The sequence below is a fragment of the Pseudoalteromonas gelatinilytica genome (genome assembly GCF_001641615.1).
In the GTDB taxonomy this organism is placed as follows: domain Bacteria; phylum Pseudomonadota; class Gammaproteobacteria; order Enterobacterales; family Alteromonadaceae; genus Pseudoalteromonas; species Pseudoalteromonas gelatinilytica.
Genome location: NZ_LRRU01000022.1, coordinates 239,622 through 251,788, shown reverse-complemented (window position 1 = coordinate 251,788; position 12,167 = coordinate 239,622). Strand labels below are relative to the sequence as shown.

General features: G+C 40.6%; 12 protein-coding genes and 1 pseudogene. 7 read left to right on the top strand and 6 right to left on the bottom strand.

Going from position 1 to position 12,167, the window contains the following annotated elements; genetic code table 11:
* Positions 1-50: 50 nt before the first annotated feature.
* Positions 51-605 (top strand): annotated as a pseudogene (locus NH153_RS18455) (sigma-70 family RNA polymerase sigma factor); the annotation flags it as partial.
* Positions 605-1,354 (top strand): DUF3379 family protein, encoded by a 750-nt coding sequence (locus NH153_RS18450; protein ID WP_063706668.1) that lies wholly within the window; start codon positions 605-607, stop codon positions 1,352-1,354. The pseudogene NH153_RS18455 and the gene NH153_RS18450, both read left to right, overlap by 1 nt.
* Positions 1,355-1,424: 70 nt before the next feature.
* Here NH153_RS18450 and NH153_RS18445 read toward each other — a convergent pair whose 3' ends face one another.
* The 4 genes from NH153_RS18445 to NH153_RS18430 all read right to left on the bottom strand — a co-directional run bounded on the left by NH153_RS18445 (position 1,425) and on the right by NH153_RS18430 (position 5,369).
* A complete protein-coding gene (locus NH153_RS18445; RefSeq protein ID WP_063706666.1) occupies positions 1,425-2,615 on the bottom strand; it encodes an amino acid aminotransferase in 1,191 nt (396 codons plus the stop codon).
* A 73-nt stretch (positions 2,616-2,688) separates the two neighbouring features.
* Entirely contained in the window at positions 2,689-3,348 is a 660-nt protein-coding gene (locus tag NH153_RS18440) for a GAF domain-containing protein (RefSeq protein WP_063706665.1), read from the bottom strand.
* 45 nt (positions 3,349-3,393) lie between these two features.
* Entirely contained in the window at positions 3,394-5,064 is a 1,671-nt protein-coding gene (locus NH153_RS18435; protein WP_063706663.1) for an ATP-binding SpoIIE family protein phosphatase, read from the bottom strand.
* The gene (locus tag NH153_RS18430) at positions 5,064-5,369 is read right to left on the bottom strand and encodes an STAS domain-containing protein (protein WP_054562148.1); all 306 of its coding nucleotides are present in this window, start codon (positions 5,367-5,369) and stop codon (positions 5,064-5,066) included. Before NH153_RS18430 ends, NH153_RS18435 begins: the two co-directional genes overlap by 1 nt.
* A gap of 133 nt (positions 5,370-5,502) precedes the next feature.
* On the opposite strand from NH153_RS18430, the gene NH153_RS18425 reads away from it, so the two are divergent.
* Complete coding sequence (locus tag NH153_RS18425) at positions 5,503-5,832, top strand: SUI1 family translation initiation factor (RefSeq protein WP_063706660.1); 330 nt, start codon at positions 5,503-5,505, stop codon at positions 5,830-5,832.
* Positions 5,833-5,845: 13 nt separating this feature from the next.
* Here NH153_RS18425 and NH153_RS18420 read toward each other — a convergent pair whose 3' ends face one another.
* Positions 5,846-8,842 (bottom strand): bifunctional diguanylate cyclase/phosphodiesterase, encoded by a 2,997-nt coding sequence (locus NH153_RS18420; RefSeq protein ID WP_138624597.1) that lies wholly within the window; start codon positions 8,840-8,842, stop codon positions 5,846-5,848.
* Positions 8,843-9,176: 334 nt separating this feature from the next.
* Between NH153_RS18420 and NH153_RS18415 the strand changes: the two genes are divergently transcribed.
* The 3 genes from NH153_RS18415 (at position 9,177) to NH153_RS18405 (ending at position 11,278) form a co-directional block, all read left to right on the top strand.
* On the top strand, positions 9,177-10,328 hold the full coding sequence (locus NH153_RS18415) for a chorismate mutase (RefSeq protein ID WP_063706658.1): 1,152 nt from the start codon (positions 9,177-9,179) through the stop codon (positions 10,326-10,328).
* Positions 10,329-10,457: 129 nt separating this feature from the next.
* Positions 10,458-10,976, top strand: coding sequence for a disulfide bond formation protein DsbB (gene dsbB / locus NH153_RS18410; protein ID WP_063706656.1), 519 nt, complete (start codon positions 10,458-10,460; stop codon positions 10,974-10,976).
* Complete coding sequence (locus NH153_RS18405) at positions 10,976-11,278, top strand: DUF6170 family protein (RefSeq protein ID WP_063706654.1); 303 nt, start codon at positions 10,976-10,978, stop codon at positions 11,276-11,278. Before dsbB ends, NH153_RS18405 begins: the two co-directional genes overlap by 1 nt.
* A gap of 28 nt (positions 11,279-11,306) precedes the next feature.
* On the opposite strand, the gene NH153_RS18400 is transcribed toward NH153_RS18405, so the two are convergent.
* Positions 11,307-11,600, bottom strand: a complete 294-nt coding sequence (locus tag NH153_RS18400) for a ComEA family DNA-binding protein (RefSeq protein WP_063706653.1) — start codon at positions 11,598-11,600, stop codon at positions 11,307-11,309.
* Positions 11,601-11,846: 246 nt separating this feature from the next.
* Between NH153_RS18400 and NH153_RS18395 the strand changes: the two genes are divergently transcribed.
* Positions 11,847-12,149 (top strand): YebG family protein, encoded by a 303-nt coding sequence (locus NH153_RS18395; RefSeq protein WP_063707201.1) that lies wholly within the window; start codon positions 11,847-11,849, stop codon positions 12,147-12,149.
* Positions 12,150-12,167 lie beyond the last annotated feature (18 nt).

Below are 12,167 nucleotides of genomic sequence, written 5' to 3'. Positions count from 1 at the left end.
ATAAACGGCTAATCTTGAATTAGCCGTTTTTTTAAGAAAAAAATAATAATTTCAGAAAGTTTTTTTCTGATAGGCAGGTCTTAGTTACTATGACAGAAAAACAAAAGCGATATGAAGCGCTGGTTCATGTCTACCACAGTGAGCTTTTTCGCTTTGCATATTGGTTGTGTCGTGATCAGAACATTGCTGAAGACTTAGTGCAGGAAACCTTCCTGAGGGCTTGGCGTGCCCTCGATTCACTGCAAGATCAACAAGCGGTAAAACCTTGGCTGTTGACGATTTTACGCCGTGAAAATGCACGCCGCTTTGAACGTAAACAATTTGATTACGCCGATGTTGAAAACGACACCCTTGTAGATGAACAAAGTACAACTCTTGATGCTGAAATGGAACAAACAGTGATTCAACGACAAATTGGAAAGTTATCTGAAGAGTATCGAGAGCCCTTGCTGCTGCAAGTGGTAATGGGTTGCTCTGGCGATGAAATCGCCCAGATCCTCGATTTAAATAAAAATACTGTCATGACACGACTTTTCCGTGCCAGAAACCAGCTTAAAGAGGCTTTAAGCAGTGATGATGACCAACTTAGAGGAGCATCAAATTAATGGATGAACTCGAGTTTCGCCGCCGCATCCTCGCCGAGCCAAGCACTATTGATAAGGAACTTGAAGCGTTTGCCGAGCAGGACACAGATAAACAGGCGTTTATTGATGATGTACGTGCCTTTGACGATGATCTTAGCAAGGCACTTAACATTCCTGTGCCTGAAAATTTAGCGAAGCGAATTATTGATAATACTTATGACGCTGAAGACGCGCCTTCAGAGCAGCCGCTAGACACCATTATAGAGGCTAAGTCGCGCTTTGCCTTTAATCGCCTGTATTTAGCCGCTGCAGCGTCGTTTTTAGTGGCAATTAGTGTGTTCTTTGTTACTAACAAACAACATACGTTATACAGTGTCGGTGAGCATGCTTTTGCGCACCTTTACCATGAGATTGGCTCGCTGGATAAACATGAAGCAATAGACCTTGCCTATGTGAACGAAAAGTTTGCCACCATTGGCGGACATTTAGATGAGCTACCAGGTAAAGTAACTTATTTAATGTTTTGTGACTTTCAAGGCAAAAAAGGTCTGCACTTGGTGTTTGAGTCTGATTTTGGCCCGATGACGGTATTCATTGTGCCTTCTGACGAGCAACCATTTGGTACCGGCTCTGACGATTTCAATGATGAGCGTTTCGCGGGTCACATCAACCGCGGTGAGCGAGCGGATACTATCTTAATAGCGAGTATTGGCGCTCCGCTTGATAGCTACAACAGTATGATCAATGATGCCATTCGCTGGCTGCATTAATAGCAACCCGTAATAATACAGGCATAAAAAAACCGCAGTCACTGCGGTTTTTTTATCGCTATAAAGCAGGTTACTTACAAACGTCTGCTACTGCATTTGCAAAGTAATCAATGTTTGCATCACTGATACCCGCTACGTTTACACGGCTAGAACCAACAATGTAGATTGAGTACTCTTTTTGTAAGCGTTCGATTTGCTCTTTATTAATACCTAGGAATGAGAACATACCATTTTGACGGTCAATAAATGAGAAATCTTGGTCAATGCCTTTTGCTGCTAAGCTTTCTTTGATTAAAGTACGTAAACCATTAATACGGTTACGCATTTCATCAAGCTCGTCATGCCACATTTGCGTCAGCTCAGTGCTGCCTAAAATAGTGCTAACAATGTCAGCACCGTGTGCAGGCGGCATTGAGTAGATGCTACGTACAACGCTTAATAATACTGAGTTAGAGATATCAGCAGTTGCTGCATCTTTAGCAATGATTGAACATGCACCGATACGCTCGCGGTATAAACCGAAGTTTTTCGAGCAAGAAGAACAGATGATTAACTCATCAACCGCTGCTGCTAATTTACGAAGACCCGCTGCGTCTTCTTCAAGGCTTGAACCAAAACCTTGGTAAGCAATATCAACCAGTGGCGTGAAACCAACTTCAACAGCAAGATCAGCAACTGTGCTCCATTGCTCAGCGTTTAAATCCATACCGCTTGGGTTATGACAACATGCGTGGAATAACACAACATCACCTTTAGGTACTTGCTTAAGGGTGTTAATCATGTCATCAAATAAAAGGTCTTTATTTTCGTAATCGTAGTAAGGGTATTCTTTTACTGTTAAGCCTGCCGCTTCAAATAAGCTAATGTGGTTTGCCCACGTTGGCGTAGTTACCCATACAGTCGCATCTTTGTTGCAACGCTTGATGAATTCAGCTGCAACACGTAATGCACCTGTACCACCTGGTGCTTGTGCAGTGCGAACACGGTTAGCTAAAAGTGCTGGATGCTCACCCAGTAATAAGTTTTCCATTTTTTGACAGTAATCTAGGTTACCTGCCAAGCCAATGTACGATTTACTGGTTTCGTTTTCTAAACGAAACGCTTCCGCTTTTTTAACCGCTTTTAATACCGGCGTATTGCCTTGCTCATCCTTATAAACACCTACACCCAAATCGATTTTCTTTGGGTTTGTATCTTGTTTAAAGGCCGCCATTAGGCCAAGAATAGGATCTGTTGGTAATGGTTTTAATTCTGAGAACATTGACTATCTCTTTTTATAGGGGTTAGCGTTGCCACTAGCTTAACATAAAAACCCAGCCTGATTACTAGTTAAATTAGACCAAGAGTTGAGGAATTTTAATACAACAAGCCACAAGTAATGCAAGGGTTTGCTGATCAAAGAAATCATTATTAAATGCTTCTGCATCTATAATACCTAAGCATTCATTTTTGTCTGACAACAGTGGTAAGCACGTCTCTGCTTTCACTTTAGGATCGCAGGTATAATACTCACCACCTTGTGCAAGGTAATCGGCTACGTTATTAATCACGCGGCCTTGCTTAGAAAGCGCAACTTGAACATTGTTACTGCCTTTAGCAAACGCTTCAGTAAGCGGGAATAAAGGACGACTCGGTGCACCGTGATAAACCAATTTTAGTAACTGACGACCTTCCTCTGTCTCTGTTGCTTGATAAATGCCGAACCAATCAACGTGAGTCTGAGCAACAACAAAATCGATAATTTGCTGAAGCTTCGCTAACTTTTCTGTATTCGTTGTATCAGCAGCAACATACTCGTTTAATTTGAATGGTTCATCTTGTAAGTAACCAAATAAGCTACATGCACCACCCTCGCCTAGCTCAGGAATTTGATACTCCCAACGCACTGCTGGTAAAGCTGACTCTGCAAGATAATGTTCAAGGTTTGATAATTGCTCAGCAACCAAATTTTCTGGTAATTCAAGCTGAGCTGTCGATAAGTAGTTAGAAATCATTTAGCCATCCAAACATCTATAATGCCAGAATGATAACATGCGATTTTAGTGTGAGCTAGTACTGCTTGCTGTTAATTGATAATAAATTTCGACTTGGTTGCCTGCACTATTGAAGGTCACTTTTGAAGCTACTTCCCCAAGCAAACACAAGCCTCTACCATGCTCTCTTGCAAGGCTTTGTTGATTTGCCTGTTCTTTGCTAAAACCATTTCCTGAGTCGCAAACAGTAAAATATAAAGCAAGTTCTTCTGGGCAATAGCGAATATCAATAATAATTAAGGCATCGGTTAAATTTGCGAGTGCCTCTTCACGCTGCTGATAATAAATTAAAAAGCCATCTTCTTGATTTTTTACCTCTGAGTCGAGGCCTAACACCCCGTGGTCTAAGGCATTATTGTAGGCCTCTGAGAGTATCAAAAAGATATTAGCGCGATGTGCATTTAACCCTGCTACTTTGCTTATTACATCAACGACTTCCAGCACCGGATCGGTGCTTTTGATTTGCTTTGAATTTAAACTCAAAGAAAAATTAAAAGGTAATGCGGATAGCGGCTCTGATTTTTGCTCAGGCTCGCGCATTGGTAAGCAATTTAATAATACGAGGCTCAAGTCGTCTTGTTGTTTACTACCACGGGCAAATTTATTGACTCGTTCAAGTACTTGCTCAGTAGAAATAGCCGGTTTTGAAGCAAGCACCTTTTTAAAGCGATGCTCACCAAAGTACTCGTCATGTGGACTAGTCGTTTCAATAATACCATCGGTTGCCATAACAATACGGCATGTGTCTTCTACTTCAATATGAATAAGTGCACGTTCGAATTCATCTTCTTCTAAAATACCCAGTGCCATGTGTTGAGATTCAAGGGTACGAATAACTTCACCGCTTTGGTTGATGATATAGGTATCGGGTAAGCCCCCTAGCCATGCCGAGATACTTTTTCCGGTACTGCTAAGCTCGATGATGGTTGCAGCACAAAACATGTGGCCTGGTAATAACTTACCTAATACTGAATTGATTTCTGCGGCAATATCACTCACAGACATGCCCTTACTCACCATGGTATAAAATACTCTTGAAGCAGGGAGAGCTCCGACTGCAGCGGCTAAACCATGACCAGTAAAATCACCAAGCATGCAATATAAGCTACCTAATGGGCTTTGTGCGACCAAAAACATATCGCCATTAAACATAGCCGCAGGCGATAAATGAAAATCTAAATGCTTAGGAAAAGATTGTTGGTTCTCAAGAGCATTATTAAAAATATGTTCGACTATTTCATGTTCGCGTTCGACTTGATTTTGATGATATTCAAGTTGTAGATTTTGCTCTCTTGCCTTTTGGCTTAAATTTCTGATCCGGCTATGCGCTTTAATTTTCGCGTTAAGAATCACTTCTTGAAACGGCTTATGCAAAAAGTCATCACCACCAACCGCTAAACAACGCTCAAAGCTCGCTTCGTCTTCTAATGAGGTAATAAAAATAATCGGTAAGTAAACTTGGCTAAAGCGCTCTTTGATAATCGCTGCGGTTTCAAAGCCGTCCATCACAGGCATAATGACATCGAGTAACACAATATCAATGGTGTGTTCTTCGAGCAGATTTAAAGCAACAAGACCGTTCTCAGCGGTATAAACACGGTAGCCCTGCTGCTCTAACATCACGGTTAATAAGCGACGATTTAAGGCAAGATCGTCTACAACCAGAATATTAAGCATCAATCAATATCGAACTTTTTATCAAAACGTGAGATTTGCAGGATTTTTTTCAGTTGCGGTTGGCAGTTACTAATTTGAATTGTTTCAACCTTGCCTGTTAGGTTTTTTTTCATGTTCAGCAACATGCCTAACGCTGAGCTGTCCATGTAATCTGTTTCTCTAAGGTCTATAACCACTTTATCGATATTGTCGTTGAGATCGGCATACGCCTGACGAAAAGATTGCACCAAATTAAAATCAAATTTTCCTTTGATTTGTACAGTTAATATAGCGCCATCAGCAGAAGTGCTGCGCGTTAAACTCATAATAAACTCCTAATAAACAAATCTTTCCTGATACTTAACTAAATATAACCGCTTAAAACAAATAAGCCAAAAATTAAAACACTTAGGATGAAATTTGTTATCATTTAGCCAAGCTTCTATAACGAGATCTACCATGAGCGATAACAATCTAGTTTATTCAACTGCAACGGGTCGCATTGAGCAACCTAAAGAAAGTAAACCAAGCCAAGGTAAAGTTTTTAAAGACGGCTTTTTACGCATTGAACGTCAAACCAAAGGACGCAAAGGTAAGGGCGTGATGTTAGTTGTTGGTATCGACAGCGAGCAGCACGACTTAAAAAAATTAGCCAAAACCATTAAAAGTAAAATGGGCCAAGGTGGTGCAGTCAAAGAAGGTATCATCGAGGTTCAGGGTGATGACAGGGATAAGTTAAAAGCGATTCTCGAAGGGTTAAAATTTAAAGTAAAAATTGCAGGGGGCTAATCGCCCCCCCTTTTTAGTTCTTTAATTTTAAGCGCTCAAATAGCGCTGGCAGTTCATCTTCAGACACCGGTGGGCTGTAATAGAAACCCTGCACGATATAGCAATTATTGTTTTGTAAAAACTCAATCTGCTCAATGGTTTCTACCCCTTCAGCAACAACATTAAGCTTCAGCTTTTGTGCCATAGCAATAATCGCAGCGGTAATTTCCATATCATTACTGTCTTGTGGAATATCTTTCACAAACGAGCGGTCAACTTTCAAAATATCAACAGGGAAACGTTTTAGGTAACTCAGTGACGAGTAGCCAGTACCAAAGTCATCAATTGAAATTGATACGCCCAACGCTTTTAACTGATGCAGTTGTAAAATCGCAGCTTCAACATGCCCCATTAGCATACTTTCAGTTAATTCAAGGTGTAAGCGCTTAGGCTCAACCCCGGTTTGCTTGATGATTTTATCAAGTGTCGACACCAAGTTCGCATCTTTAAATTGACGTGCCGATAGATTGATTGAAATATTATTCTTTAAGTCTTGGCTTGCTAGACGCGCTGCAAACTCACACGCTTCTTGCAAGATCCACGCACCTAACTCAACAATTAAGCCGGTTGCTTCAGCAATAGGAATAAACTTAGTCGGTGGGATCATCCCTTCATTTGGGTGGAACCAGCGAATAAGCGCTTCGTAGCCAACGACCTGATTATTGCGACAATCAACTTGTGGTTGATAATAAACTCTAAACTGCCCTTCGCGGATACCCGTACGTAACTCATTTTCAATAAATAAGCGCTCGTTTGCTGCGGCATTAAGTTCTTGGCTATAGAAGTGGAAGGTATTGCGCCCTTTCGCTTTTGCTTCATACATAGCAAGGTCAGCATGTTTAAGTAGCTGATCTTCTTCTTGGCTATCAAACGGTGCCATCGTGATACCAATACTGGCACTGATGATCACTTCATTGTTGCCTAATTTGATTGGTTCATTAAGCGTGCGCTGAATCGTATTCGCCACTTCCATAGCATGAGTTTGATGCTCAATACCGCTTAACAGGACCGCGAATTCATCGCCGCCTAACCGCGCTATTGTATCTTCGGTACGCAAACGCTTTTTCAAACGGTTGGCTACTTCAACTAACAATTGATCGCCTGCATCATGCCCTAGCGTATCGTTGATACGTTTAAATTCATCTAAGTCAAAATAGAATAAAGCAAATGCATAATGACCACGTTCAGCAAGTGCCATTGATTTACGCAGCTGCATTCTGAAGAAAGTTCGGTTAGCAAGCCCAGTTAAGGTATCAAAGTAAGCCAGTTGCTCCATCTTACGCTGACTTTCTTTTACGAACGAAATATCTTGAGCTGATGCCACGTAACTGGTGATCTCACCACCATCTTCACGAATTGGTGAAATACTTAGCGAAACCCAAACAGATTGACGTTCATTGGCTTGTAATAAGGTATCCCCGCGCCAGTAATTTCGGCTGCGTAAGTCGATATCAATGTCATCGACCAAAATCGCCATTTCCTGCGAGATAATGTTCATCAATGGTGAGCCAATAAAGTGACGCTCCTCAAAACCGGTCATTTCAACCATTTTCGGGTTCACGTATTTGATCTCAAAATCTTGATTGGTGATCACCACACCGGTGCCAGAGAAAGCCACAGCTTTAGATAAGCGATTCGCCGCTTTTTCAGCAATTTCTTTTTCACTAATGCGCTGGTTCAAGCCATCAATCAACTTTCGAATTTCAATAGCCATATCTCTAAATGAGCCATTTAGCGTGCCAATTTCATCTTTATTGGCCTTTGGAAACTCAGTTTGCAATTGCCCTTTGCCAAAACTAACTACGGCATTAACCAATGAATGAATACGACGCAGTACCAGTTGATAAAGTGCTTGATGCAATAACAAGGCAACTAAAATAGCGTACAAGATAAACAAGCCGAAGAATTTTACTTTTAGCTCTTCAAGGGCTGAAAGTGCCGACGAGCGCTTTTTATAGATACCAATATACCAATTGAGGTTTTCCACTTTACGGATATTGATAATGTGGGTTTCACCATCTTGTACGAATGAATTTGCCGACTCAGGTAACTTTAAACGAATGGTTTCAGACACGAGTTTTTGCAGATCAGGGTTTACAAAATCTTCGGTCAGTAATTTTTTACCTTCACGACCATATTGCTCAAGCGTTGTTTTATCTAAATCTGGGTGAGCTAATAGCTGACCTTTTGCATCGAACACCAACAAATGCTGCTCTCGGTCACCAATAGGCAGCTGTGCCAATAAGGTTTCAAGCGCGATATCACTGCCCGTGACACCAAAAAATTCGTTATCAAGGTAGATTGGCACAAGCACACTAACCACCCACTTATGCCAAATAGTGTCGTAATACACTTTTGACCACACCGCTTCTCGGCTTGGATTAGTCGCAGCTTGAGCATAATTAAATGTCTCGCCTTTGGTAAAATCAAAACTACCAGGTACATTGAGTGCCCAGTTAGGTGGTGCGATACGAATAAAGTTATCTTTGGTGACAAGGTAAAAATTAAAGAAATCTTGAATTAAGGTCGGTGAAACGATTTTCCAGAGTGACTCAGAATCGTTTATAAGCTGTTTATAAAATTCAGAATATTTATCTTGAGGGAGAAACGCAGCCGATAAGCCATCTTCTGAGGTACTACGAATACTGCCATCGAGGGCAAATTTGAGTTCTGCGCTGCGTTTACTTTGTAAATGCGATTCGTTGTGAAGGAGTTGGCTGCTTACGACGTTATTCGCCTGCTCAGCAATATTGATTTTGGTTTTAATCAAGCGGTTAAACTGACGACTCAAGCGTTCACTAGAGTGCTTTAAAAGCTCATGCTCTTCAAAAACAAGCTGTTTTTCTTCAGATTTAAGCATCAAAGCCGCAGCACATATACCCGCAATCAAACAGATCGCAGAGATCAGCAGCGACAATTTCATACTTAATGAATTCACACCAAAACGTGATGGCGGTCGTCGATACACCACAGGACTACCTTATTAATAATTGTTATTATTTATTGTGCAAAAACAAATATACCAGAATCATTTTTATATTTATAAATTTTTTATAAATATAAATGAATTTTCTGAGTAAACACCTATGTTTTCTAAATTAGCTGCGATCGGCGGTTGACTTTACGTACAAGTGTTTTTACATTAATCCAATGAAACAAATTATCTCTCGCACTTACTTTTCGTTTTTTAGCTTCTTTAGATAGAGGAGGCTTAACTGTTTGCGAGATAAATTCACCGAATAGCTAAAGCCTCCCACTTGGGAGGCTTTTTTGTTTGTGCACTGTTTTGGAATGAGGAAACCAACATGAGCATTGATACATTAAATGCGTTACGACACGATATTAATGAAATAGATTCCGACTTACTAGTGTTACTGGCTAAAAGACGCCGTATTAGCCACAGCGTAGTTGAATATAAAATTGCTAATAACAAACCAATCCGCGATGAAGCTCGCGAACAAGCATTACTCGAAAAGCTTATCAATTATGGTAAGTCGCTAGGACTGGATGCGTACTACATTAATAATGTGTTCCAAACCATTCTTGAAGATTCGGTTTTAAACCAACAAGCCATGCTACAAAAGAATCTTAACCCAGAAGCGATGAGCGAAACGCACCGCGTTGCTTATTTAGGTGGTCAAGGCTCTTATAGCCAATTAGCCTGTCATAAATATTTCAGCCGCCGCCCTGGCAAAGTCATTGAAATGGGCTGCTCAAGCTTTGAACAAATCACTGGTAAGGTTGAAAGTGGCCAAGCTGATTTTGGCTTACTACCAATTGAAAACACCAGCTCAGGAAGTATCAATGAAGTTTTCGATTTATTACAACATGCGCAAGTTTCAATCGTTGGTGAAGTAACTCACAGCGTTGAACACTGTTTATTAGCAATGCCAGGGACTGAGCTTTCTCATATTAATAAAATCTTTGCTCACCCACAGCCGTTTGCTCAATGTAGCCGCTTCATTCAGGGTTTAGGTGATATTCAACATGAAACCTGTGATTCAACTTTCCATGCATTACAATCAGCGGTAGAAACGGCAAATAGCGCCGCTATCGGTTCAGCGCAAGCAGGTAAAAACGTAGGATTAGAAGTCGTTAAGTCAGGCCTTGCAAACCAAAGCGAAAACCACAGCCGTTTCATTGTTGTCGCACGTAAACCGCTGCAAGTATCAAAGCAAATTCCAACTAAAACCAGTTTAATTATGGCCACCAAACAACAAGCAGGTTCGTTGGCTGATGCCTTAATGATCTTTAAGCATCATCAAATCAACCTAGTAAAATTAGAATCTCGCCCAGTTCCAGGTAACCCATGGGAAGAAGTGTTTTATGTTGACCTTGAAGCAAACCTAGATGACTTACATGTTAAGCAAGCGCTTGAAGAGTTGAAAGAACACACCCAGTACACACGTGTATTAGGCTGTTATCAAAGTGAGTCTTTGCAAGCTGTTAGTGTGTAATAGGCAGCCTAGATAAGATGAATGAAAAGGAGCTGGTTGGCTCCTTTTTCGTATAATTTCATCTTAGATACTTGCACCCACTGCCCTGTCTAAGCATAATCTTGAAAACAATTAGACATTGGATCTTTCATGAATTGGTTAGCAGAATTAGCAACTAAAAGAACACCTTGGTTATTATTAGCCTTTATCTCCCTCGCTTTCGAAGTCACCGCGTTATTTTTCCAATACAACATGGGGCTTGAACCCTGCATTATGTGTATTTATCAACGTACTGCTGTTCTAGGCTTACTTGCTGCGGGTGTTATCGGTGCGATTAACCCACAAAATATGGTTCTTCGACTCGTTGCATTTGCCACTTGGGGTGTCTCTGCAATTTGGGGTTACTTTATTGCTAAAGAACATATTGCAATGCAAAACAATACCGACCCTTTTGCATTTAGTTGTGCATTTGAACCTAACTTCCCAAGCTTTATGCCACTGCATGAGTGGATCCCTAGCTTCTTTGCAGCCACAGGTGATTGCGGCAATATCGATTGGCAGTTTGCTTCTATGAGTATGCCGGCTTGGATGGAAGTTATTTTTGCGGCGTTTTCAGTGGTATTTATAGCCGTAGTAGTTAGCCGTTTAGTGAGCAAAAAGTCGCTGTAATGATTTATTTTTTTACTAGTCAAATCCCCGCTTTAAAAGCATTTAAAGTAAGGCAACGCCAGCAAATTATTGCCCTTGCTTTGGCTCATTTAAGCCCGAGCAAAAAAATTATTTTATCGGTGTGCAAGCTTGCCTTTTTAGCACCATTATTTTTAGGTTTAGCTTACTTTGAAGGCTGGATGCTCATCCCTTGGTTGTTGTTAGCAGGTTTAAGTTACCCTCTTATCACAACACCTATCGAAAACATGTTCGCGTTAGCGCATTTAGACAAAGCTATCGATGAATTTAAACAGGGCGAATAACGCCCTGTTTAGGTGTATAGCCTGCTGTTTATAATGTAATTTTCCCCTCAAGTTTAGCAAATAGCTTATCGCCAATTCCTTTTACTTCTTTTAATTGTTCAACCGATTTAAACGGACCTTGCTTAGTACGATGTTCAACAATCGCCTTCGCTTTTGATTCACCGATTCCTGGTAACTGAGTTAACTGCTCAATGCTGGCTTTATTAATACTCAGCTTTTGCATTTTAACTTGTGTTGCTTTGGTTGGTGTGTCGGCTGATGCCTGTGTCGTTGGCAGTAATGTAAGACTAGTGGCAAGTAAAATACTTGATAGTAGTTTCATAATTTCCTCCATGATGTCCATCTTGGACAGATAATTAGCCGTTACCCAACACTCACTCCATCGCTTGTGTTTAACTTTGGGTAACATTTTAAATAAAGCTAATATCCCTATTATTGTCAAATTTGCTGAATAAATATTTTCGCTTGCTACTTGCAAAGTAAAGCGCGAAGCATTACTGTATATAAAAACAGTAATCAAGGTGGCGATTTTACGCTGCAAATGCCACGCTTAAATGCAGGAGAAATCATGGCTGTTGTTGTTAAATATGTTGTAGAAAGAAACGGAGTCGAGCGCATGACGTTTACTACTAAAAAAGAAGCTGATGCGTATGACAAAATGCTCGACATTGCTGAGTCATTAGAACTAATGCTTGAAAAAGTGGATGTACCATTAAGCGAACAACAAATTGAATCGCTGGCACTTGAAATGGCAAAAGAAAAAGATCAGTTTATGGCGGTGCTTAAAGGCGCTAAAGAAGTAGAGCCGAAACCTAAAAAAGCTAAATCTGCAGATAACGTATCAGATATAAAAGAAAAAGCGGCTAGCTAAAAGCAAATTTAGATCATA